Here is a 24,863-nt window from a genome sequence, read left to right as displayed (position 1 = left end):
GAGGCTTCCAATGAAGCATTTGTGGTATTTTTCTAAACAAATGTACATTTTTACAGGATTTAATCTAATCATAAATATGATTGGAATGATTGTTGCAAGTTTGCTAGAAGGCATAGGAATGATCATGCTTATACCAATGCTGGCTGCAAGCGGACTTATTTCTTTTGATTCTCCGAATAATCGCCTTTTGGGTATATTGAACATATTGAATTCAATCCCTAAAACATGGGCATTGCCAATCAGCCTAACCGTTTTTTTGGTGATCGTCATCGTGCAGGCACTGTTTCAGCGATCTATAGTAAGGAAAAATATGTCCCTACAAGTTGGCTTTATTAATCGACTTCGTTTGGATACTTATCAAAGCATTCTTCAATCGAACTGGAGCTTTTTTGTCCAAAAAAGAAAATCCGATCTGATAAATGCACTAACAAGCGAATTAAGTAGAGTGAGCGCCGGGACGAATACGTTTCTTCAGCTTCTGACCTCCATCATGTTTTCGATTATTCAAATTGGATTGGCAGCTTTGATTTCCCCGTCACTGACTTTATTTGTCATTTGTGCAGGCGGGATTATCATTAACCTGTCAAAAAAATACGTTGCTCAATCGAAAAAAGTGGGGTTTCAAACTACTGATCTTTCAAGGAAGTATTTGTCCGGAATATCCGATCACTTCAATGGCATCAAGGATATTAAAAGCAATTCCCTTGAAAGGCCGCGCCTGGCCTGGCTTGAACATTGGTGTGAAACTATAACGAAGGAACAAAGGGTAATCATGGGGATCAGGACAAATTCTCAATTAGTATATAAAATAGCATCGGCATTATTTATCTCAATATTCATTCTTATTTCAGTACTTGTCTTTAAGAGCAATCCTGCTACTTTACTAATGATCATCTTAATTTTTTCGAGGCTTTGGCCGCGATTTTCAGGTATACAGTCAAGTCTGGAACAAATCGCATCATCCGTTCCTGCATTTGAATCTATATACACCCTTCAAGAAGAATGCTATAAGTCAAAGGAATTTTCATTTAGTGATGGATCTCAACCAATCCAGCCAATCAATATCCAAAAAAATATCCTTTGCAGCAATATAACGTTTCACTATGAAAATCAAAATGAAACGGCTGCTTTAGTCAACATTTCCATTAATATCCCAGCCAATCAGATGACAGCTGTAGTAGGGCATTCAGGAGCCGGCAAAAGCACATTAATAGATCTGATTATGGGGCTTTATCAACCAACTGAGGGAAATATATATATTGATGGAAATAAAATGACAACGGATAAGATGTTATCTCTAAGGCAATCAATCAGTTATGTTCCACAGGATGCGTTCTTATTCAATGCAAGCATTAGAGAAAATCTTCTGCTTACGAATCAAAAAGCAACAGATGCGGAAATTTGGGAAGCATTAAAATTTGCTGCTGCTGAATCATTCATTCAAAAGCTGCCTAAGGGGCTGGAGACGTTGATTGGGGATAGGGGCGTGAAGCTATCAGGTGGAGAACGTCAAAGGATTGTAATGGCACGGGCACTATTGAAAAAGCCGAGTATCCTTATATTGGATGAGGCAACAAGCGCGCTTGATACAATTAATGAAGCTGCCATCCAGTATGCATTGGAACAAATGAAAGGCAAAATGACCATAATTGTAGTTGCACATCGGCTATCGACGATTCAAAATGCAGATCAAATTATCGTAATGGAACACGGTAGAGTCATTGAGAAGGGACGGTATCATGAGCTGGCCGGGAAAACAAATGGACTTTTTCATCAGCTTCTAAACAAACCTGGGCAAACAGAAAGAAAATTAGCTGCGGCTACTTATTAATGAAGTCGATAAATAATTTGACGTGTTCTTTATAAAGAACTAAAATGGTAATATAATAGTTTCTTAAATAATTTTTTTAAATCAATCGTTCTTTATTTAGAACAAAATACAATTTCTTTGCGATAGGTGGCTGAATAGTATGGTGAAAGAAATCAATATTAAAGATCTTCTCCGTGTGATAGAAAAGCGTTTCTGGATAATCATTTTAATGATATTTTTATCAATTGCAGCGGGATGGATACATAGCAAATACTTTACCACGCCACTCTATCAAACATCAACGAAGATTATTATCGGTGCCGATCCTGGATACATGAAAACTTTGCAGGTCATTATCAAGGACTCCACCGTGCTCCAAAAGGTTGCAAATCAATTAAAACTTCCATTTTCAGCAGATGCACTTGCGGGGAAGATCATTGTGGACAACATTGATGATTCTCAAGTTGTCCGGATAAGTGTAGTCGATACCAATCCTGAGCGTGCTGCACAGATTGCCAATAAAACGGCTTCGGTATTTAAGAATGAGGTGCCGAATATTGTTAATTTCCGAGATGTACGAATTCTATCAGAAGCAAATGTAAACCCCTGGCCAATCAATGAAAGCAGCAATTCATCTTTAATAGAGGCAATGGGTATTGGGTTCGTTATCGGTTTGGGTCTTGTGTTTCTTATGGATTCTTTGGATGAGACCATCAATAAAGAAAGTGAAATCGAAGAATATCTAGGAATACCTATATTGGGAAATGTTTCGAGGATGACCAGAAGGAATATCATGAAGAAAAATCGTATGCGGTTGAATATTGCCATAAAGGGTGAAAGCTATGATTAGAATGAAGAGAATGAATTTTCGCAAAAACAGCCGCAGAAATTTGATTGCCCATACCCATCCAGATTCCATCATATCGGAACAGTACCGAACCATCTTAACGAATATAAAGTTCTCCATGCCTGAAGAAAAAAGCCGATCCATTGTAATTACTTCCACATCACTTGGGGAGGGAAAATCGACCTGTGCCGCAAATCTTGCAGTATCTATGGCTCAGCAAAAGAAGAAAGTGCTTTTAATCGATGCAAATTTAAGAAATCCCAGTCTGCATTCAATCTTGAAGATTCCAAATAAAAAAGGATTAACGGATATCTTAGCTGGTGAATGCACATTTGAACAAGCAAGGCTCAGAACAAAAGTAGGGAAACTCGATATTTTAATAAGTGGAGCGATACCTTACAATCCAGTTGCGCTTTTAGGATCTCAAATCTTTCAAAATTTATTGACGAATGCTTTGGAAATATATGATTTTGTTTTGCTTGATTCTCCATCTGTTTTGGAGGTAACCGATACAAAGCTGCTTTCCAATCAATGTGATGGAGTCGTCATCGTAGTGAATAAGGGGAGGACAAAATTAAAAAAAGCGATTGAAATGAAAAAAGAATTGGACCTGGCCAAAGCAAGGTATATAGGTGTAATAATTAATGAGTGATTGTCTTTTTTTAGACCTACCGTTCGTTAATAAGAACGATAAAGAACATATTGTTCGGTGATGCCTTCCTATCCGTTATCAATGGAGGCACTCGGTCACGCTGTGGGTTGCAGGACCTTAGACGCAAGTCGTCAAAAGTGTGGTGTGAGGGGGGGTTGGATGCCCCGATTTTATTAAAGTTTTTAATGATATATTCTCATATGAATCTATCATTAAGCACTTTACTATTTAAGATTGAAAAGGAGGTCACATATGAAATATCGGCAGCGTCTTTCTTTTTTTCTCTTTCTGGATTCCGCCATTATATTATCCTCTTTGGTTTCAGCCTGCTTACTGATTCAAGGAGAACCGCAAAATTGGAACAAAGATTTTTCAACCATACTAATTGTCATGCTTTTTTGCTACTCAATCTACTCCTTTTGCTTCAGTTTATACAAAAAAGCTTGGGAGTTTGCAGGTATAGGTGAGCTGATTGTCATTTGCAAAGTCATATTTTATTCAACCGCAACATCGGCTGTCTTTCTGATATTGACAGCAAGTACCAGTTCAATCAGAAAAATAATTATAACCGCCCTCCTTCAATTTGTATTGATTAGCGGTTCGAGATTTTTGTTCAGAATGCACAGGGATTCAAAATCGACAAAGAAAGAAAATCTAAAAAGGACATTGATCATCGGGGCAGGTTCAGCTGGTATGATGGTTGTTCGTCAGCTGTTATTCAACAAAGAAACAGATTTACTTCCGGTCGGTTTTATAGATGATAATGTCAAAAAACAGCACTTGCATTATCTTGGAATACCGGTGATAGGAGGTATTTCCAAAATTGAGGACGCAGTTAGCCGTCATCGAATCGACTTGATCGTCATTGCAATTCCATCTTTGAGTAAAAGGCAGCTGAATAATATTTTTCAGGAGTGCATGAAAACGAAGGCGAAAACGCAAATCTTGCCTATGCTTGAAGACATAGTATCAGGCAGGGTGTCGGTTAATCAATTTCGGGATGTTCAAGTCGAAGATTTATTGGGACGCGCCCAAGTTCACTTGGATATGGCAAGCATCGCTGAGTCGATTACTGATAAGGTTGTGCTCGTGACTGGTGCAGGAGGTTCGATAGGGTCTGAAATATGCCGGCAAATAGGAAAATTTCACCCGGCAAAACTGGTTTTGCTCGGTCATGGGGAAAACAGTATTTATTCGATTGAGATGGAATTAAGGGAAAAGTATAGAGAAACAAATATTCAATTTGTCCCTGAAATTGCAGATTTACAGGATGCCAAGAAGATGATGCAGGTCATGGATCAATATCAGCCGGACGTTGTTTATCATGCAGCAGCCCATAAGCACGTCCCTTTAATGGAGCGGAGTCCCGAAGAGGCCGTAAAGAATAATATGATCGGCACGATGAATGTCGCCAATGCAGCAAGCTGGCATTCCGTCAAGACCTTCGTGATGATTTCAAGTGACAAAGCCGTCAATCCGACAAGCGTGATGGGTGCTACAAAACGGTTATCAGAAATGATCATCCAGCATATGAATCAGGATAGCAATACGAAATTCGTCGTGGTCAGATTTGGGAATGTACTTGGAAGCAGGGGAAGCGTCATACCATTATTTAAAAAACAGATACAAAGAGGCGGTCCTTTAACGGTGACACATCCAGATATGGTGAGATACTTCATGACTATACCCGAGGCATCCAAGCTGGTCATACAAGCAGGGGTGTTAGCGAATGGCGGTGAGGTGTTTGTCTTGGATATGGGCGAACCTGTGAAAATAATAGACTTGGCGAAAAATCTGATCAAGCTTTCTGGCCATTCCGTTGAAGAAATCGGTATAAAAATTACGGGAATGAGACCGGGAGAAAAACTATTTGAAGAATTGTTGAAGGAAGGCGAGGAAGACAATCAACAAATTTACCCAAAAATCTATATTGGAAAGTCGACTCACTTATACATTGAAGAAATAGATGAAATCACTGCGAAATACAACGAGAAGTCTAAGGATGAATTAAGAAAATGGCTAATTGATTTAGCTAATAATCGACCTTCTGAAAAGCCTGCTGTGGCAGCTTCCCTATATTAATAGACCATTATTTTAGTGAGTGCTTATTGTTTAAGGAAGCCGATTGCCTTTCTTGGCAAAAAAATAAAAACTGTCTTCTGAAAAATTGTGTTTTAACCGTATTTTGAAATTAACCAGCTTAACCGGGGACACACTATAAATAATTGTAGAATGGAAGATGGACAATGGTAAAAAGAGTATTATTTTGCGCAACTGTGGATTACCATTTTAAAGCGTTCCATTTGCCGTACTTAAAATGGTTTAAAGAACAAGGCTGGGAGGTCCATTTAGCTGCTTGCGGAGAACTGGAAATCCCATATGTGGATCACAAATTCAACCTTCCTTTACAGCGTTCACCTTTTAATAGAAAGAATATAAGTGCCTACAAAGGATTAAAAAGGCTTATAAATAAGTTCCATTATCAAATCGTGCACTGCCACACACCGATGGGCGGAGTACTTGCAAGACTTGCTGCCCGTAAACATAGGGCAAATGGAACAAAAGTCATTTATACCGCTCATGGATTTCATTTTTGTAAAGGCGCACCCAAAAAAAATTGGTTGATATATTATCCGATTGAAAAATACCTATCTAGGTATACAGATTGCTTGGTCACAATCAATAAAGAGGACTATGATTTTGCTAGAAAACGGTTAAATGCCCAGACCATAAAGCATGTCCACGGAGTCGGCGTGGATCAGGCAAAATTCAAGCCAATCAGCGAAAATGAAAAAGTATCGATAAGAAAGTCATTGGGTTACCTTTCCGATGATTTTTTATTATTTTACGCTGCTGAGTTCAACCATAATAAAAACCAGCAATCGCTCATTTACTTATTAAAATCCATTAAACCAAGTCTTCCGAATACAAGGTTATTATTAGCAGGTGAAGGCCATCTCCTTAAAGAATGCAAGGTTTTGGCAGAAAAGTTAGGCGTCGACCACATGGTTGATTTTCTTGGATTTAAAAAGGGAATTGAGAAAATTCTCCCAATATGCGACCTTGCCATCTCTTCAAGCAGAAGAGAAGGGCTCCCAGTCAACATTATGGAAGCAATGGCATGCGGTCTACCTGTTATAGTCAGTGATATTCGAGGTCATAGGGATTTGGTTTCACATGGTAAAAATGGGTGGATCATCGACAAAGACATTGACATGCTGCAAGACTTGTTGCCCCTTCTTCAATCAAATCCAGATTTACGTACAAAAGCAGGCATGGAGGGAGTTCAACTGATCAAAAGTTGCTTCTCGGTTGAACGGGTTCTGGATGAACAGCAACAAATCTATTTGACAATGATGGAAGAAGAGGAGCAGTGGGAATGGGCATGCCAATAAGAATACTGCATATCGTCGTTAATATGAATCGTGGCGGTGCAGAAAATTTAATCATGAATTTATATCGAAAGATGGATCGATCAAAGATTCAATTCGATTTTCTTACCTGCAAAAGCGGGGTATTTGATTCAGAAATAAATCAACTTGGAGGAAAAATCCATCGCATCCCCTATATATCGGAAATAGGCCATTTTAAATATTCTAAACGATTAAGAGAGTTTTTCGCAGAAAACAAGGAGTATTGGATTGTCCATTCCCATTTGGACAAGATGAGCGGACTTGTTCTCAGGGCTGCTGAAAAAGCGAAAATTCCGATCAGGATCGCCCATAGCCATAATACGATGAGCGAAGGCGGGGCATTGACCAAATGTTATAAATGGTTGATGGGGTGCTATGTGCATCATAATTCATCCCATCGGCTTGCTTGTTCTGAAAAAGCTTCTAAATGGCTATTCGGAAAGACTGAGTCAATGATTTTGAAGAATGGAATCGATGGTCAAAAATACCGTTTCTCCCATCAAAACAGGAATAGAATCAGGAAAGAGCTTGATATCGGGGAAGATACATTTGTCGTTGGTCATGTAGGAAGGTTCTGCCATCAAAAAAATCATGTCTTTATCATTAATATTTTTCGTGAAATCGTCAAGTTGAAAGCAAATTCAATACTTCTGTTGGCAGGAGGCGGTCCATTACAGGATGCTATTGAAAAAAAGGTAAACCGGTTGAATCTTGGTGGGAAAGTCAAATTCTTGGGGATTAGGGGCGATGTCAATGATTTGCTTCATGCATTTGATTTACTATTGTTCCCCTCACATCATGAAGGGCTTCCATTGGCACTTGTGGAGGCTCAGGCATCCGGGCTTCCATGCCTTATATCTGATGTGATCTCTAACGAAGTGGATTTGGGTGCAGGTCTGATTCAATATGAAAGATTAACTACCCCCCCTAAAGAATGGGCTGTCCATGCATTGGCTATGAAAAAACGATTATCTGATATTAATGACCTTATTAAACTAAAAGGTTATGACATCAATTTATCAGCTGGCTGGCTGGAATCGTTCTATTTACAAATTCATCCATGGAAGGAGCAATGAAAATGTCGCCAGTTTTAACGGTTTTTACACCGACATATGATCGTGCGCATACGCTGCACTTATGCTATGAAAGTTTATTGAAACAAAGCTGTAAAGAGTTTATTTGGCTAATTATTGATGATGGTTCGACGGATGGTACCAAAATGCTGGTAGAAGCATGGATGAAAGAAGGAAAAATTCCTATATCCTATCATTATCAAGAAAATCAAGGAATGCACGGGGCGCACAATACCGCCTATAGACTTATTGAAACGGAATTGAATGTTTGCATTGATTCTGACGATTATGTGGCCGAAGATGCCATTGATAAAATCATTCGATTTTGGAGGGAGAATGGAAATGAAAATTATGCCGGTATCGTCGGATTGGATGCGGATTTTCAAGGAGGCATCATTGGAACAAGGATTCCTAAAGGATTAAAGACCACCACCTTATTGGATTTATATAGGAAGCATAAGGTGTCTGGAGACAAAAAATTGGTATATCGTTCCGCCTTGACGAAGAACACTCCGGAATACCCAATGTTTGCCGGAGAAAAATATTGTCCACTGGCTTATAAATATATATTGATAGATCAAATTCAACCATTGCTGGTGTTCAATGAAGTGTTATGTCATGTCGAATATCAGCAGGATGGCTCAAGCCTCAACATGATTAAACAATATAAAAACAACCCAAAAGGATTCTCTTTTTATCGAATAATCTCCATGAAATACGCATGTTCCTTCAAAGAAAGATTCCGTGCAAGCATTCACTATGTATCCAGTAATCTTATGATCAGAAATATAGGCTTCATCAAGGATTCCCCGAATAGGATTACAACTTTGGTGTCAATTCCTTTTGGAGTCGCCCTTTATCTCTATATCTCATATACAAAGAGGGCGACAGTAATGAAAACACCTTAATCATACCTGGAAAGGATCCATTCCATGGAAATTTTATGGTTCAATCTTGCTGCAGTCTATGTCTCTTCCGTTTTCGCTAGGTACTTTCATACATCCAAGATTAAACGGGCACCATATGTGATCCCGAACAAATTATGGATCATATTAGTGATGACGGTCTTAGTCGTGGTTTCTGGATTGAGGAAAAATATCGGGGATACATTCTTCTATATGCATGACTATGATATTAAAAAATATCAGTGGTCTGATTTAAGTTTGAACAGTGATTTTGGTTTTGATATTTTTCAAATGATGCTGCAAAAAATTACATCCGATCCGCAGATACTGATATTTGTATCAGCCATGATCACCAATATTTTCATCGTCGGAGTACTATTTAAGTACTCCCGTATGATCGAACTAAGTTTATATGTTTATATCACAGCCGGTTCATTTCTTGTCTCTATGAATGGGATTCGTCAATTTATCGCTGCATCCATCATATTTACAGCCACAAAATATTTGATGAACGGAAATTGGAAAAAATACATGATGTTTGTCCTGTTGGCAGCAAGCTTTCATAAAAGTGCATTGATCCTTGTACCGATTTACTGGATCGTCCGGACAAAGGCATGGTCCAAAATCACCATCCTCCTTATTTTCGGTGCTGTCATTATCGTTATTGGATTCAATCAGTTTTCATCCATCTTATTCTCTGCCATTGAAAATACACAGTATGGGCGTTATGCAGATTTCCATGAGGGTGGAGCGAACATCTTAAGAGTGTTGGTAACGGCTGTCCCCCTCCTCATAGCCTATTTTGGCAGAGAAAAGCTCAAAATGATTTTCCCCGATAGTGACTGTGTGGTGAATATGTCCGTAATCAGTTTAATATTCATGATGATCTCCACACAAAATTGGATCTTTGCAAGATTTGAAATTTATTTCGGTTTGTACCATATCATTCTCATCTCTTGGATTGTCAAGCTTTTCAGAAAACCCGATCAAAAATTTATTTACTATTCCATAATCGTGTGCTACTTCATATTTTTTTATTTTGAACAAGTCATTACTCTCGGAATCGAGTATAAAAGCAACTATTTATAAGGATAGGTGGTATGTTCATGGCAGTCTTGGTCACCGGGGGAGCCGGCTATATCGGCACCCATACAGTTGTCGAATTGCTGAACGAAGGAATTGAGGTTGTCGTCGTTGATGACTTTTCCAATAGCAAGCCAGATGCACTTGAAAGGGCAGCACAAATCGCAGGAAGAAGGTTTCCATGTTATGAAGCAAGCTTGCTGGATAAGGAATCACTGCAAGCTATTTTTTCAAATCATCCCATCGAGGCAGTCATTCATTTGGCAGGATATAAAGCAGTAGGGGAATCTGTCAAACAACCACTTGCCTATTATCACAATAATATCAGTGGGACGATCCTTCTATTACAGGCAATGGCTGAATTCAATGTAAAAAATATCGTCTTTAGTTCTTCAGCAACCGTGTACGGATTTCCTGAAAATCTACCATTGACAGAAGAAGCTCCACTGCAGCCAACGAATACTTATGGCAGGACGAAGCTTTTCAATGAAATCATATTAAACGATTTATTATACTCTGACCCTTCATGGAGCATAACGATTCTAAGGTACTTCAATCCAATCGGCAGCCATGATAGCGGGAGGATCGGAGAGGATCCAAATGGGATTCCCAATAATCTGATGCCATATATAACCAAGGTAGCAGCAGGTTTACTTCCTCATGTTCGAGTATTTGGCTGCGATTATGAAACGGTGGATGGGACAGGGATCCGTGATTATATTCATGTAATGGATTTGGCGAGAGGACATGTGAAAGCTTTGAAAAAAAATTTACAGACGTTCGGACTGAAAACCTATAATTTAGGAACAGGAATAGGAAAGTCGGTTCTACAAGTGATTCAAACATTCGAGAATGCAACAGGAATTCCAATTCCATACCAGCTTGAGAGCAGGAGGACAGGAGATATAGCAAGCTGTTTTGCAGACGCTTCGAAAGCAGAAATCGAATTAGAATGGAAAGCTGTAAAGAGTTTTGAAGAAATGTGCCTGGATGCATGGAATTGGCAGCACAGCCAGACGCATAGGGGCAAAAAAGATAATAGATCGGTAAATCCTCGACTGCAACAGAGCGAGGATTTATTAGTAGAGGTCAAATAATTCATTGAATGTTACTAACTCTATACAATCAAAGGATGGTAATTGTGAAAAGGCTGTTCGATTTAACCATGTCCTTAGTATTAATCATTTGTTTCTTGCCACTATTTTTAGTTGTTGCCATTTCTATATGGATGATGATCGGCGGCCCGATCATATTCAAGCAGCAGCGTCCAGGTTTAAATAATCGTCCATTTTCTTTATATAAATTCCGGACGATGACGGATAGGAGGGGGCCAGAAGGTGAACTTCTCCCCGACTTCCAGAGAATGACTCGAATCGGAAGCTTTTTGCGGAAGTATAGCCTTGATGAACTCCCACAATTATTCAATGTTGTAAAAGGGGAATTAAGTCTTGTTGGACCAAGACCATTATTAATGGAATATTTGCCCCTGTATAATTTGGAACAAATAAAGCGGCATGATGTAAAACCTGGTATTACAGGGTGGGCACAGATTAATGGAAGGAACTCAATATCATGGGATGAGAGGTTCTCCTTGGATGTATGGTACGTGCAACATTGCAGCTTTAGGTTGGATTTGAAGATCATATTGATCACCATCGTTAAGGTCATTCAATCAAAAGGAATCAATCAAGCAGATTCAGTAACTATGGCGAAGTTCCAAGGATCTGGCGCATTCATTCACGAGGAACACGGATGATGAATATCGCTGTGATAGGAGCAGGGGGACATAGCCGTGTCATACAAGAGCTGATCGGAATAAATGGATTTCAATTGATTGGTCTGTTCGATGACAAGTTTGAAGATGATCACTATTTTCAAAACCTCTATACAGGACCCATTTCGTCAACAAAAAAGATAAAAGTTAAGTTCAGTGAAGTAAAGTTCATTATTGCAATAGGGGACAACAGGAACAGGAAGCTCATTTTTGAACGACTTCAATTGGATGAGGATGATTATATATCGCTCATCCATCCTTCAGCAATCGTCAGCCGAAGTGCAAAAATTGGGAATGGCACAGTCATTATGCCGAGGTCGGTAATAAATGCAGAAGCAAGGATTGGCGCACATGTCATCATCAATACAAGCTCAATCATCGAGCATGATACGATGCTGGATTCATTCGTCCATATTTCTCCAAATGCTGTGCTGACTGGAGGGGTGAAGGTAAGGGAAGGGGCGCATGTTGGGGCAAGTGCTACATTCATACCATGCACCAATGCAGGGGAGTGGTCCACCATCGGCGCAGGAGCTGTGGTCAACCAAGATATCCCGCCATATCATACTGCTGTCGGGATACCAGCGAAAGTCATCAAAAATATCGGGAGGAATATACCATGTTGATTGCTTCAAGAAATGAACGCATTTATTTATCTCCTCCACATATGAGTGGAAATGAAATGAAATATATTCAAGATGCTTTTCAATCGAATTGGATCGCTCCATCTGGATCAAATGTAGAATCCTTCGAAAGGGAAGTTGCTGACTATATCGGAGTAAAAGATGCTGTTGCCGTTACTTCCGGGACAGCGGCGATTCATTTGGCCCTTTCATTATTAGGCGTTCAAAAAGGCGATTACGTTTTTTGCTCCTCACTGACCTTTGTAGCGAGTGCAAATCCTGTTGTGTACCTAGGGGCTGAACCAGTGTTCATTGACTCTGAACCTGATACATGGAATATGTCTCCACTGGCATTGGCTGCAGCATTAAGAGAAGCAGCAATAAAAGGGAAGCTCCCGAAAGCGGTAGTGATTGTCAATCTTTATGGACAAAGCGCTAAGATGGATGAACTGATTCCCTTATGTGAACAATACGATATTCCTGTCGTCGAGGATTCAGCCGAATCACTTGGATCATTTTTTAAGGGGAAAGCGAGTGGGACGTTCGGAAAATTCGGGGTTTATTCCTTTAATGGCAATAAAATCATCACAACTTCTGGAGGAGGGATGATCGTTTCAGATGACCAAAAGCTGCTTGAAAAGGCGCGTTTTCTAGCATCCCAGGCAAAGGATCCCGCCCCTCATTATCAGCATAGCCAATTGGGATACAATTACCGATTGAGCAATATCCTTGCGGGAATCGGAAGAGCGCAGCTCCAAGTATTAGAGAGTAGGGTGGCAGCTAGAAGGGGGATCTTTGGTAAGTATTATCAAACACTGGGTTATTTACCCGGTATTAAATTTATGCCTGAATTAAAGAATTCTGTTTCCAATCGCTGGTTAACCACTTTTACGACGAATGAAACACAATCGGGTATAAACGCTCAAACTATTTTGCATTCACTCGCATCTGAAAATATCGAAGCCCGGCCGGTTTGGAAGCCCCTACACCTGCAGCCGTTATTTGATGGTGTGAAATTTTATCCGCATGAAGAAGGCGTAGATGTTTCGAAATGGTTGTTCAAAAACGGAATCTGTCTCCCTTCCGGAACGAATATGACCGATGAGGAGCAAGTGAGAATCATTGAATGTGTGCAAAATCATTTTAAAGTAAGGGTTTCAACGATATAACAAAAATTCGGTGCAAAGAAGAGGTAAACAATATGCTGGGAAAAAAATTATATGAAATTCGAAAACGCCGAGGCTACACATTATCTGAAGTAGCAGATAGGGCCCACATATCCAAATCCTATTTGAGCAATATTGAACGAAACCTTAATCAGAATCCTTCAATCACCGTCATCAAAAAGTTAGCCAAGGTTTTGAATGTCGATTTGAGTGAATTGATTTATATGGACTCAAATGAAAGGAATGGACAAGATGAGCTTGAAAAGGAATGGATTGAATTAGCTAATGAATTGAAAGAATCTGGCATAGAAAAAGGAGAGATAAAAGAATATAAAACGCTGCTGGAATTTATCAAATGGCAAAATCAAAAAAAATGATAGGGAGGTTCGTACATTGAATCATTATCAATCAAACATACCCAAAATGATTCACTATTGCTGGTTCGGTCATAAAAATAAACCTCCGCTTGTAGAAAAATGCCTTAATAGCTGGAAGTATCATTTGCAGGATTACCAATTAATTGAATGGAATGAAACATCCATCAATATCAATCAAAATGCATATGTAAAAGAAGCCTATGAATCAAAAAAATATGCATTTGTCAGTGACTATGTAAGGGTCCATGCATTATACCATCAAGGCGGTATTTATTTGGATACAGATGTTGAGGTATTCAAATCATTCAATGATTTGCTGCATCATCAATCTTTTTGGGGATTTGAGCAAGAAAACTTTATTGCAACCAGTACAATCGGTGCATCTCCAAAGAATGCATTGATCAAAATGCTCTTGGATTCTTATAAACATAAACGTTTTCGAAGAGAAGATGGGAGTTTAGATAGTTTGACGAATGTCGCACTTATCACGCAAATCCTTGTGAATTTAGGATTGATTAAAAATGGCGAATATCAGGAACTGGAAGATATCGGAGTATTTTATCCACAAACATATTTTTCACCATATGATTACATCAATTGCAGGAATTTCATGACATCAGAAACTTACGCTATGCATCATTTTCATAAAAGCTGGCTCTCCAAAAAGGAACACGTCAAAGGAAGCCTCAAGTATTCACTCTCAAAAATGGTGGGTGGAGACAATATTGCCAAGATCAGAAAACTTTTGCAAAAACATTAGGAGAATACAAAAATGAAGAAAATTTTGATCTCATCCTTCGATTTGGAAGTGGGTGGAGTCGAAAGAAGCTTGATCAGCCTGCTGGCAAACTTCGACTATGAGAAATATATAGTGGACCTAAAGCTTTTCAGCCATAGCGGGGAGTTCATGGAGCTGATTCCTGCAGAACCCAATTTACTTGTCGAGCAGAGGGAATATAAAACCTTTCGTATGTCGATTAAACAAATCTTTCAATCAGGTATGCTGAGAATCGGCATTTCGAGGGTGTGGGCAAAAATTTTAGCAAGCAGGTTCAAAAATGAAGAAGCAGGCTATAGGCAGATGCAATATATGTGGAACGCTTCCCTGCCATTCCTCCCAAAATTGAATCAGCACTATGATGTCGCAGTGAGTTATCTATGGCCACATTATTTTGTGGCGGAAAAGGTTTTTGCAAAAACGAAAATCGCATGGATTCATACAGATTATTCAGTCGTACAGACAGATGAAAACTTGGATTATGCCCTTTGGAGTAAATTTGATCACATCATAGCTGTCTCGGAACATTGCAAAGATGCCTTTCTTTCTAAATATCCATTGCTTAAGAATAAAGTTTCCGTTATGGAGAACATAGCCACACCTGAATTGGTAATATCCCTGGCTGATGAAAAAACCGAGTCCTCGTTTGTTGAGGATAACCGGTTCAAGCTAGTAACTGTCGCGAGACTCTCTTATGCGAAAGGTATTGACCAAGCTGTATTGGCAATGAAAATATTGAAAGAAAAAGGATATCCAATCGTGTGGTATGTTGTTGGCTATGGAGGGGATGAAGAGGAGATCAAATGTTTGATCAAGCAGAACAACTTAGAAAAAGAGTTCATCTTGCTCGGTAAGAAAATTAACCCCTATCCTTATATAAAACATGCCGATTTATACGTCCAACCTTCCAGATACGAGGGGAAAGCCTTAACGGTCAGCGAAGCACAAATTTTATCAAAACCGGTATTAATCACGAATTATCCTACTGCAGGAAGCCAGGTGAAAAATCGAGTGGATGGGTATATTTGTCCCCTAGGAGCTGAAGGGATCGCGAATGGTATCGAGTACCTATATGAAAGTGAGGATCTCCGAGCAAAATTGGTTCTTGGTTGTAAGAAAATTAATTATCTAAATAATGAGGAAATGCAAAAATTTTATCAATTGATTCAGTAATGAAGTTTAATAAAAGTGAGTGATGTTGTTTTATGAAGAATAGACTGCTTTTTGTGATAGATTCCCTTAATTTTGCCGGTGCTGAAAATAGTCTCGATCATTACCATGTGGAGCATTTGCTTTTGGCTCATGGAAAAATCCTTAAAAAGAACAAAATATACATGAGATTCGAGAAAATGATCCAAGCGGTAGGTCAAAATGAGAACTAGAAATTCGATGAAAAATATATTAATAGGGATCGCTGCACAAATCATTATCACTTTGTTGGGCTTCGTGTCCAGAAAAGTCTTTCTGGACAGTCTGGGAGCTAATTATTTGGGATTGAATGGATTGCTTACAAATGTATTATCCTTTTTGGCTCTTGTAGAAGGAGGGGTCGGGGCAAGTATTGTCTACAGCCTCTACCAACCGCTAGCAGAAAACAATAGACCAAAGATCATTGCCCTCGTACAAGTTTATAAAAAGGCCTACCAAGCTATTGCATTGATTGTTATTGCACTAAGCATTCTTTTATATCCCTTTCTCGGATTATTGATACAGAAGAGCGATCCGGTTTCCTATGTAAGGATCGTCTATTTTTTGTTTGTTGCAAAAAATATAGTGCTCTATCTGAACGCACATAAAGTTTCATTGATTACGGCAGATCAAAAAGGGTATGTCCTAGTGAGGATCAACCTCTTTTTTCAAATAATGAGCTTAATGTTAAAAATCTTTCTAATACTTTACACAAAAAATTATGCACTCTATCTATTGCTAGAGTTAATCATCTTCGTCGTCCAAAACATTTATTATGGAAAAATAATTGAACACAGATATCCATTCGTTCGTACAAAATCGAGATACAGATTAGGGGAAGATGAAAAACCTGGATTAATTAGAAACATCAAAGCCCTTTTTCTGCAAAATCTAGGGACATATTTTGTGTTTGGTACAGATAATATTCTGATCGGTTCGTTAATAGGATTGGTTGCAGTTGGCGTTTTTTCAAACTATACGATGATTATTGCACAACTGAATATATTATTGGCCCCATTTATGAATGGGGTCAGTGAGAGTGTAGGAAATATGATCGCCTTGGAAAGTAAGGAAAAGAGTCATTCTCTATTCAAAGTCATCTACTTACTCAATTTCTGGATATATTCGGTCTCTTTTATTTTTTTATATAATGTTTTGCAAAATTTTATTTCCTGGTGGCTGGGAGAGGAATACTTACTCAATTCATTCGCTCTTATAGTCCTACTATCGAATTTTTATATCACGGGGATGAGGGGAGCCGCAACGATTTTCAAAACAAAAGCTGGAATCTTTACTCAAGATAAGTATGTGCCATTGCTTGAAGCGCTTGTGAATTTAATCGCTTCCGTCCTTTTGGGAAGGTATTTCGGTGTTGCCGGGATTTTGCTTGGTACGGCCATTAGTACGCTTTGTACAGCATTTTGGAATATTCCGAGGCTCGTATATAAGTATTATTTTGAAAAATCCGTTTGGATGTATTTCAAGCAATATATATTTTACCTTGTCCTGACCTCCGGGGCCTGCTGGATAACATATTACATGAATCAGTTTATGGTTAACGGCCATGGGTTTTCTGCAATCCTTTTGAAAGGGATGGTTTCATTGCTGGTACCCAATGTTCTATATGTCATAATCTTTTATCCAACCGCTGAATTTCAGTATGTAAAACAAACTATAAGCACAATGATCGTATCCAGAAATTTGAAATCCACATTTCCGGGGTGAAATCTTAAAATCATCGAAAGGTGGTGATGTATGAAGGAAGTAATTATGACAGGGTATTGACAGATATTTTTATGGGAAAGACAGACCACGGATGAATAAGAATATTGATGAATTTCCGAAAGTGCTGCATCACCAAGTAATCATGTTTGAAACCACTGTAAGCGGCCAAAGGGGAACTGGCGATTGTGATGATGGAAAAGACCATGGCAGTGGATATGGACGAGAAAAAGGCGGAGGAAAGCTGTTTTATAACAGATTCCTGTGTCGACGCCAGAGGGCTTCCGGATGATTGCTTCGAACTTAAAACATTCAGGAAATTCCGAGACGAAGTATTGTTGCAAAGTTTTAAGGAGAAAAAGATGCTGAAGGGGTCTATCAATGGTTATTCCAAGAACGGGTTTCACCTTGTGTTAATCTGATTAAAAAAGGGAGACTGTATGAGGCTGAAGAGAATTTCGTTGAGATTGTTGGCCCATTAGAACAGGAGTATGTTCTATAGAGTTTGGGGTTCACCATGAATTTTGTTCTTTAAAAAGAACAAAAAATAAATTATAATAATTAAAAATCACTTTGTAATCCATTTAATTCAATTACAATTTAATCCTGATCAAAGATTTTCAGGGGAATTGCATGTAAACATCGTTCTTTATAAAGAAAAAAGGTGGTAATGAAAAATGGAAAATGTACGAATCCTTAGAAACTCATATGAACCTCCTCAAATATGTGATCATCAGAACATTCGGTTTGAAACAGCACAAAGCTGGAATAAGGGACATGGGAATCAGAATCATCACGGGAATGGCAATGGTGGAACCAATTACCCAAATGATCCTTATACTGGCCCGCACAACGGAAATGGGGGAGGAAAAGGAAGACCATAATGTCATTGGATCAAAGGGTGTGGGAAATCCTGCCCTTTGGTCCAGGTACATAATATCAAGTGTAAAAGGGGGTTTAAGAATGAAGGCATTTCAAGTGAAAATCGGTGAACACATTTTCGATATTACCCTCCATTCTAATCTACTATCTGATTGGTTTGATCAGGATTTCAATGTCATTGACGAGCGGACGGACGAATGCTGTGATATGTATATTCAAATCAAGGATGGATATGGGCATGCATTTATCGACTATGAAGTTGAGATTGATCATAAAGATGGAAAAATCAACTATAAAAGAGCAGACTACCTTATCGAGGTTGATTCGGGATTCCAGCAGGCAGTCATTCACGTCCATGATTGGCTTGCGTTAAAGCATGCATTAATGAATCTTTATAGTTCATTTCTGGTTCATCATCAATGGGGCTTATTAATTCATTCTTCTTGTGTCTTAGAAAATGAGAAGGGCCACATCTTTGCTGGCCATTCCGGATCAGGAAAATCCACTGCAGCAATGCTTTCAACACCACGAATGCTTCTATCCGATGAAGCAACGATTGTTAAGATAAGCTCCAACGGGGCAATGATTTATAACTCACCATTTCGAAGCGACATAGCTGCAGAGCAAAAAGAAGGGATTTTCCGGTTATACAGCATCCAGATTCTTCATCAAGCTGTTAAAAATGAGAAATTGCCAGTAGCTAAGGCAGATGCTGTCATAAAACTTATGGATAAAATATTTTATTGGCCTTATAGTCCTGTTGAAACAAAAATGATTATGAATCTATTAATAATGCTCGTGAGGAATGTACAAGTGAATGAATTGTATTTTCAGAAAAACAATACATTTTGGGAGCTGATTTCATGAGAAGGCAATATATTCGAAATGATGAATGCGAAGCCACTCAACTTAACGATGAGTGGCTCATATTAAACACTAATAATTTTACCGTGACGAAGGTAAATGAAGTAGGTGGATTTTGCTGGAACCTACTAAGTGAAATCCAGACGATTTCAGACTTAGCATATGCAGTTGAAAAGCATTTTGATGGTGCCGGATCAAATGAGAAGGTCAGGCAAGAATTGAGTGAGTTCATGAATGAACTACTAAAGTGTGAGTTGATTCATCTTGTTAGTTGACCAATCCACTGTTCTACTTTTAAAGGATGTCATCCAAAAAGAAGGGAAGATCCGTCTTCCTGCTTCCGGTAGCAGCATGTATCCATTTATTCAACAAGGCGATATGTGTCAATTTGTCTATGTCCAACAACATGAATGGAAAAAAGGAGACATCCTCCTGTTTTTCTCTGAATCTCTTCGATTAGTTGCCCATCGATATTACGGAAAACACCATGACAAATTATTATTCAAAGGGGATTCAAACCTTGGCTTTGATCCTCCGATAAAACCGGAACAGGTAATTGGAAAGCTTTCAGTGATAGAGAAAAAAGGAAAGCATATTGAAATAAATGTTGCTGCTGCACAGCTATGGAAAAACATCATTTTGTATTTTCCCATGATATCTTCCATGCTTCGATTTTTCATAAATCATAGAAATATATAAATAGGAGTGTCCTGGACATGGTAAAACGAAAAAACATTGCATCCATAATAAAATCATATTTACACTTAAATTCACATGACATGAAGAGGACATTTTTCTTTCTAAAACCATTTATTCAAAATCATTGGAAAGCCTATTCCGGCCTTATTATCCTTCTTGGTTTTGATATCTTCCTCACTATTTCCTTCGCATGGTTTTTTGGCCAGATTACTGATGCTGCACTCCAGGGTGATTTCGAAAAATTAAAATGGCTGATACCAATAGGCATCGTTCTGATTATCTTAAGCATAACAACAAGCTTTTTAGATATTATAGTTGAAAATATCGCTACCAATGGCGTGAAAAATGAGTTGAAAAAGTACTTGTATAGTCATTTGCTAAGGCTCCCTTCTCCCTTCACTGTCAATCAGCAGTCAGGTAAATTATCTTCTCATTTTTCAAATGATATTCATCACGTGAATGGTTTAATTGGAAAGCAGTTGATTGGTCTTCTCCGATTTCCGCTAATTTTTTTGGTTGTTTTCATTTATTTATGTCAAATCAATACGGTACTATCTCTCATTTCGGTCATGATTGCCCCGTTGGCATTAATGTCTGCCATTCTATTTGGATTTTTATTGAAAAAGAATGGCAGGCTAATTCACGAACTTATTGCGGATATTAATAATCACTTGAATGAGACATTTTTTGGACTACCTATTATCCGTTCCTTCACATTGGAAAAGCACATGTTTAACAAACTGGAATCTCAAACTGATAGACTATATCAGCTAGAATGTCATAATGCAAGGCTACAGGGATATTATTACGCAGGCGGCCAGCTTGTAAGTTCAATCACGTATTTAATCAGTGTAAGTTTGGGGGCATATTATGTATCACATTCCATTATGACAGTCGGAGCATTATTGACATTCATCAATTTAGTCAATCATCTCGTATACCCTTTGACAGGAATGGCGGGACAATGGGCTGGATTTCAGCGTTCGATTACAGCTTTAGAAAGAATTGTCAATGTTTTGGAAGAAAAGCCGACATGTGAAAAATTACCTTCACATGTAGCTGTCCATCAAATTCATACACCCATTCATCTACAAAACATCAGCTTCGGATACAGCGAGGATGATTTGCTTTTTCAGCAATTCCATTTGCATGCACCCGCTGGCAAAGTTACTGCTTTAGTAGGACCTAGCGGTGCTGGAAAAAGCACTATTTTCAATCTATTGCAGGGGTTTTATTCCCCAGCCAAAGGTTACATTTCAATAGCAGGAAGATCGATAGGCGATTATTCAATCTCTGAATTAAGATGCTCCATTGCACATGTACCTCAGGAAACATTCTTGTTTGCAGGGACGATACGAGACAACCTGCAGATTGCCAGGCCCGATGTTACGGAGGAAGAGATGGAAGCGGCAGCAAAACAAGCATATATTCACGACTTCATCCTTACACTTCCAAATGGATATGATACACATATCGGCGAAAGAGGATTAAAACTGTCAGGTGGGGAAAGGCAGCGAATCGCGATCGCGAGGGCAATCTTAAAGGATGCGCCGATTTTATTATTGGATGAGCCAACCTCTGCCTTGGATAGTGAAACAGAGCATTCAGTCAGAGAAGCGTTAAAGACACTCATGAAAGATCGAACGACGATCATTATTGCCCACCGCCTTTCTACCATCCAGCATGCAGATGTCATTTTTGTCATGGACCAAGGGAGAATAGTCCAACAAGGAACCCATGAACAGCTGCTGATTGAGCCAGGGCTTTATCAGCGTCTATGCAGTAAACAATTTCAAGCTGACCAACTCCCTGAATTGACATTGATGACAACTTAAAAGGAGGGTTTGAGGAAAAATGGATTTAATTCGCCAGATTTATAATCCGAACGGAAAGATAAAAATGCAAATGAACGATTATCATTTAGCTCTCCACGAAATTGAATTTTTTCAAATCTATCCTCAAATTCTATTCAAGTTGAAGGAAATGGGGGAATTTGAATCCACTCCATCATTTTTTCAGGACCGGCTGAAGAAAAGGTCTGATGAAGTTTTATACAACAATCTACTGATCAAGCAGCAAGTGGGACAAATTTGTGCAGTCTTTGAAAGACAGGAAATCGAAGCAATTCCCTTGAAAGGGATTAATTTTGCAGAAAGATATTTTGGAAGTTTTGCAGCAAGGTCAACGTCTGATATCGATATTCTCATTCGGAAAGAGCAGCTAGCAGAAGCAGTTGTGTGTGTAGAGTCATTAGGGTTCAATAAGGATGAACCTTCAATAGCTGGTCATTTCCATACCACCTTCATGAAACAAATACCCGGATCAAAGATTCCATTAAGGATTGAACTACATTGGAATATCATCAAAGAAAAGACAGCTTCCATCCCTATCCAGCAATTCTGGAATGAAGCTGCTTGCATGGGGGAATTTGCTTATATTAAGGAATTATCGACTTACCATACATTTTATTTGATGTGTCTGCATGGATGGCGCCATAATATGGATTCATTAAGACATTTTTTAGATATTATCCAAATAATCACCACATATCCCACCGAGATTGACTTCGATCGTTTAATACGAGATACAATAGAACATAAAACAAAGAAAAGGGTTTTCCGGACTTTGTCACTGGTATACCAAGAGTTTCCGTTTTTAAATGAGATCAAGGAACTGCCGTTCAAGATGCAATACGTCCATTGGGCATACCGATTCATAAAGGAAGAGAAAGAATCCAATATAAAAAAATATATTAATTTCATTGACTATCAATTTCTTAGCTTCGACACAAGTAAACACATGATTTATGAATTACTATCATGGATTCGGCCAGCTGCAAGAAAATAATGAATCAAGGTCTACTTAAAAGTCTATTTCAAAATTATTATTTTGTTGAAAATTGAACATTCAATGTTTAATGGAGCGGAAGGTGCGAGACTCCGGAGGGATCAGCGGGTCAGTTGGAAAAGCGACATGCCACATGGAAAGCGAGCATCCTGCAGCGGAAATCAACCTTACACAACCTTTGATGAATAGCAATAAACTTTACGAAATGATCGTTGCGAAAAGAGCCTTTATAAATTTATTGAAACTTTTCTAAGGAAAACAACGTATTTATAATTAACTTACAAAAAAAGGATATATTCTGTATGGACCTAATGATGTATCCAAAATCAATTCAGCTTGAAACTCAAGATTATAAATGAAAAGAAGGGGCTATATGATTTCATGAAATGCATTGAAGCAGTATTCATTGATCGGGACGGAACCATCGGGGGAGGAGAAGAGGTTATATACCCTTTTTCTTTTAAACCGTTTTCCTATACAAACAAAGCAATCAACATACTGAAAAAAGAAGGTATTCCAGTCTTCGCATTTACCAACCAGCCAGGTATCGCCAGAGGTGAAGCGGCTGTGGAAGATTTTGAGAAGGAATTAAAAGGTATCGGTTTTGATTCCGTTTATCTATGTCCTCATACACATGAAGAGTGTTGTGCTTGTCGTAAACCTGGAACAGGCATGCTTGAAAAAGCCTCGAAGGAGCATGGTCTTGATTTAAAACAAAGCGTAGTGATAGGTGATAGGTGGACTGATCTTTTGGCTGCAGCTAATGCTGGATGTGCAAAGATTCTTGTGAAGACAGGAGCTGGCAAATCGGTCTTTGAAAAATATACGAAACGGGAATTCTATGGCGCTTGGGCAGATATAAAACCGGACTTTATAGCAGAACATCTGTTAGAGGCGATTGAATGGCTTGTTGATGATAAACAAAGGGGGAGTGTCCTTCACAATGGAGAGTAAGCCAAAAATCATGCTTCTCGGTACGATTCATTTGGCGCAAACAGATGATATGCATAATTTAGAAATAAGTCAACTTGACTCGCTTAACAGGCAGAAGGAACTGAAAAGGATCGTGAACAAGATAAAAGAGTTCAATCCAACTAAAATTGCAGTAGAAGTTGATACAAAAGAAAACGAACTCCTGAATGAACGTTATCACAATTACATAACGAATAAGTCTCCTCTTCAAATGAATGAAATCGATCAGATTGCTTTTCGATTAGGGGAAATATTAAATCACAAAATCCTATTTGGAATCGATTGGATGGAAAAGGGTGCCGGAAAACGCGGATATACGGATGTATATAATTGGGCCAAAGAAAGTCAGCCTGAATTATTTCAGCAAATTTTTTCCCCTCCGAATCTAAATGGAACTAAAAGCATTCGGATTATGTTAATGGAAGTGAACAGTTCAAAATATCAAAAAAAAGATCATTGGTCATACATCAATATGGCAAGGATCGGGACAACACACGAACATGTGGGACTTGATTGGCTGATTTGGTGGTATCAGAGAAACCTGATTCTTTTTTCAAATTTGACTAGGATCACCACATCACCAACCGATCGAGTATTTTTGCTGATCGGAGCTGCACACCTCCATTTACTTTATCAATTCCTTGAGGATAGTGAGTATTGTGATCTGATATCACCTTTATCTTATTTGGAGTAAATAATATTAATTAATTTGCAGAATTTTGAAACAAAAACTTTATTATCACCGTCTAATTAAATAGAAGCGTGATGGAAAAATCTGTATCGATGGCGGTGATGATTTTGGAGTATTTATCAGCGTATAGCAACCATTTGATTGTAATAGGAATAGCCGTGCTAATATTGAATTGCACCATTGCCATTTTCTTTGTCCGGGTTAATTTACTTCTTTTGGTCCTGATGAGTATGTTTTTCGGTTTCATTTATTCCTTCATGTTTGATATTGTCGAATTTGCACTCGTTTCTGTTCTTTTTTCAGCTGCGCTTTCAGGCCTTGGCATTGGAACTGCAAAAGTTTACCATCATTTTAAAGGTGATGAAAAAGTGGCGAGTCAGGAAAATCTGTAAAACGGTTTTCCTATTTTTTATGAATCCAACCCACTCTTAATCTTCTGATATTCCCCAAGGATGTTTACTTCCTCTTTCATAAAAAAATTCAAATTTACTGCGACA

General features: G+C 38.6%; 26 protein-coding genes. All 26 read left to right on the top strand.

Going from position 1 to position 24,863, the window contains the following annotated elements:
• The first annotated feature begins 10 nt into the window (after window positions 1-10).
• The 26 genes from D9X91_RS08365 to D9X91_RS08245 all read left to right on the top strand — a co-directional run bounded on the left by D9X91_RS08365 (window position 11) and on the right by D9X91_RS08245 (window position 24,758).
• A complete protein-coding gene (locus D9X91_RS08365) occupies window positions 11-1,831 on the top strand; it encodes an ABC transporter ATP-binding protein (protein ID WP_121680140.1) in 1,821 nt (606 codons plus the stop codon).
• Window positions 1,832-1,970: 139 nt separating this feature from the next.
• Window positions 1,971-2,660 (top strand): YveK family protein, encoded by a 690-nt coding sequence (locus D9X91_RS08360; protein ID WP_121680139.1) that lies wholly within the window; start codon window positions 1,971-1,973, stop codon window positions 2,658-2,660.
• Entirely contained in the window at window positions 2,653-3,309 is a 657-nt protein-coding gene (locus D9X91_RS08355) for a CpsD/CapB family tyrosine-protein kinase (RefSeq protein WP_121680138.1), read from the top strand. The genes D9X91_RS08360 and D9X91_RS08355 overlap by 8 nt, the downstream gene beginning before the upstream one ends.
• A gap of 252 nt (window positions 3,310-3,561) precedes the next feature.
• Window positions 3,562-5,391, top strand: coding sequence for a polysaccharide biosynthesis protein (locus tag D9X91_RS08350; RefSeq protein WP_121680137.1), 1,830 nt, complete (start codon window positions 3,562-3,564; stop codon window positions 5,389-5,391).
• 164 nt (window positions 5,392-5,555) lie between these two features.
• Window positions 5,556-6,704, top strand: coding sequence for a glycosyltransferase family 4 protein (locus D9X91_RS08345; RefSeq protein ID WP_121680136.1), 1,149 nt, complete (start codon window positions 5,556-5,558; stop codon window positions 6,702-6,704).
• The gene (locus D9X91_RS08340) at window positions 6,689-7,798 is read left to right on the top strand and encodes a glycosyltransferase family 1 protein (RefSeq protein WP_121680135.1); all 1,110 of its coding nucleotides are present in this window, start codon (window positions 6,689-6,691) and stop codon (window positions 7,796-7,798) included. The genes D9X91_RS08345 and D9X91_RS08340 overlap by 16 nt, the downstream gene beginning before the upstream one ends.
• 2 nt (window positions 7,799-7,800) lie before the next feature.
• Window positions 7,801-8,703, top strand: coding sequence for a glycosyltransferase family 2 protein (locus tag D9X91_RS08335; protein ID WP_121680134.1), 903 nt, complete (start codon window positions 7,801-7,803; stop codon window positions 8,701-8,703).
• Window positions 8,704-8,727: 24 nt separating this feature from the next.
• Entirely contained in the window at window positions 8,728-9,789 is a 1,062-nt protein-coding gene (locus D9X91_RS08330; protein ID WP_121680133.1) for an EpsG family protein, read from the top strand.
• A gap of 17 nt (window positions 9,790-9,806) precedes the next feature.
• On the top strand, window positions 9,807-10,880 hold the full coding sequence (gene galE / locus D9X91_RS08325; protein WP_121680132.1) for a UDP-glucose 4-epimerase GalE: 1,074 nt from the start codon (window positions 9,807-9,809) through the stop codon (window positions 10,878-10,880).
• A gap of 44 nt (window positions 10,881-10,924) precedes the next feature.
• Window positions 10,925-11,539, top strand: coding sequence for a sugar transferase (locus D9X91_RS08320; protein ID WP_325050509.1), 615 nt, complete (start codon window positions 10,925-10,927; stop codon window positions 11,537-11,539).
• Window positions 11,539-12,183, top strand: a complete 645-nt coding sequence (locus D9X91_RS08315) for an acetyltransferase (RefSeq protein WP_121680199.1) — start codon at window positions 11,539-11,541, stop codon at window positions 12,181-12,183. Before D9X91_RS08320 ends, D9X91_RS08315 begins: the two co-directional genes overlap by 1 nt.
• On the top strand, window positions 12,177-13,349 hold the full coding sequence (locus D9X91_RS08310) for an aminotransferase class I/II-fold pyridoxal phosphate-dependent enzyme (RefSeq protein ID WP_121680131.1): 1,173 nt from the start codon (window positions 12,177-12,179) through the stop codon (window positions 13,347-13,349). Before D9X91_RS08315 ends, D9X91_RS08310 begins: the two co-directional genes overlap by 7 nt.
• Window positions 13,350-13,381: 32 nt before the next feature.
• Complete coding sequence (locus tag D9X91_RS08305) at window positions 13,382-13,723, top strand: XRE family transcriptional regulator (protein ID WP_121680130.1); 342 nt, start codon at window positions 13,382-13,384, stop codon at window positions 13,721-13,723.
• 46 nt (window positions 13,724-13,769) lie between these two features.
• Window positions 13,770-14,483: a glycosyltransferase family 32 protein gene (locus D9X91_RS08300; protein ID WP_233569753.1), complete on the top strand. Its 714-nt coding sequence runs from the start codon at window positions 13,770-13,772 to the stop codon at window positions 14,481-14,483.
• A gap of 12 nt (window positions 14,484-14,495) precedes the next feature.
• The gene (locus D9X91_RS08295) at window positions 14,496-15,674 is read left to right on the top strand and encodes a glycosyltransferase (protein WP_121680128.1); all 1,179 of its coding nucleotides are present in this window, start codon (window positions 14,496-14,498) and stop codon (window positions 15,672-15,674) included.
• Between the two features lie 198 nt (window positions 15,675-15,872).
• Window positions 15,873-17,414 (top strand): lipopolysaccharide biosynthesis protein, encoded by a 1,542-nt coding sequence (locus D9X91_RS08290; RefSeq protein ID WP_121680127.1) that lies wholly within the window; start codon window positions 15,873-15,875, stop codon window positions 17,412-17,414.
• 91 nt (window positions 17,415-17,505) lie between these two features.
• Window positions 17,506-17,703 (top strand): hypothetical protein, encoded by a 198-nt coding sequence (locus tag D9X91_RS22335; protein WP_148709056.1) that lies wholly within the window; start codon window positions 17,506-17,508, stop codon window positions 17,701-17,703.
• 385 nt (window positions 17,704-18,088) lie between these two features.
• Window positions 18,089-18,295, top strand: coding sequence for a hypothetical protein (locus D9X91_RS22330; protein WP_148709055.1), 207 nt, complete (start codon window positions 18,089-18,091; stop codon window positions 18,293-18,295).
• Window positions 18,296-18,374: 79 nt separating this feature from the next.
• Window positions 18,375-19,160 (top strand): hypothetical protein, encoded by a 786-nt coding sequence (locus tag D9X91_RS08280; protein ID WP_121680198.1) that lies wholly within the window; start codon window positions 18,375-18,377, stop codon window positions 19,158-19,160.
• Window positions 19,157-19,432, top strand: coding sequence for a PqqD family protein (locus tag D9X91_RS08275; protein ID WP_121680125.1), 276 nt, complete (start codon window positions 19,157-19,159; stop codon window positions 19,430-19,432). Before D9X91_RS08280 ends, D9X91_RS08275 begins: the two co-directional genes overlap by 4 nt.
• On the top strand, window positions 19,422-19,856 hold the full coding sequence (locus D9X91_RS08270) for a S24/S26 family peptidase (protein ID WP_121680124.1): 435 nt from the start codon (window positions 19,422-19,424) through the stop codon (window positions 19,854-19,856). The genes D9X91_RS08275 and D9X91_RS08270 overlap by 11 nt, the downstream gene beginning before the upstream one ends.
• Before the next feature lie 17 nt (window positions 19,857-19,873).
• Window positions 19,874-21,691, top strand: coding sequence for an ABC transporter ATP-binding protein (locus tag D9X91_RS08265; protein ID WP_233569744.1), 1,818 nt, complete (start codon window positions 19,874-19,876; stop codon window positions 21,689-21,691).
• Between the two features lie 19 nt (window positions 21,692-21,710).
• On the top strand, window positions 21,711-22,703 hold the full coding sequence (locus tag D9X91_RS08260; RefSeq protein ID WP_121680122.1) for a nucleotidyltransferase family protein: 993 nt from the start codon (window positions 21,711-21,713) through the stop codon (window positions 22,701-22,703).
• A 381-nt stretch (window positions 22,704-23,084) separates the two neighbouring features.
• Complete coding sequence (locus tag D9X91_RS08255; protein ID WP_121680121.1) at window positions 23,085-23,657, top strand: HAD-IIIA family hydrolase; 573 nt, start codon at window positions 23,085-23,087, stop codon at window positions 23,655-23,657.
• Complete coding sequence (locus D9X91_RS08250) at window positions 23,647-24,369, top strand: DUF5694 domain-containing protein (protein ID WP_121680120.1); 723 nt, start codon at window positions 23,647-23,649, stop codon at window positions 24,367-24,369. The genes D9X91_RS08255 and D9X91_RS08250 overlap by 11 nt, the downstream gene beginning before the upstream one ends.
• A gap of 71 nt (window positions 24,370-24,440) precedes the next feature.
• The gene (locus D9X91_RS08245) at window positions 24,441-24,758 is read left to right on the top strand and encodes a hypothetical protein (RefSeq protein ID WP_121680119.1); all 318 of its coding nucleotides are present in this window, start codon (window positions 24,441-24,443) and stop codon (window positions 24,756-24,758) included.
• Window positions 24,759-24,863: the final 105 nt, after the last annotated feature.

This window comes from Falsibacillus albus, assembly GCF_003668575.1.
Classification (GTDB): Bacteria; Bacillota; Bacilli; order Bacillales; family DSM-25281; genus Falsibacillus; species Falsibacillus albus.
Note: the sequence above shows the minus strand (reverse complement) of the source record. Positions and strands in the feature narration are given on the sequence as shown.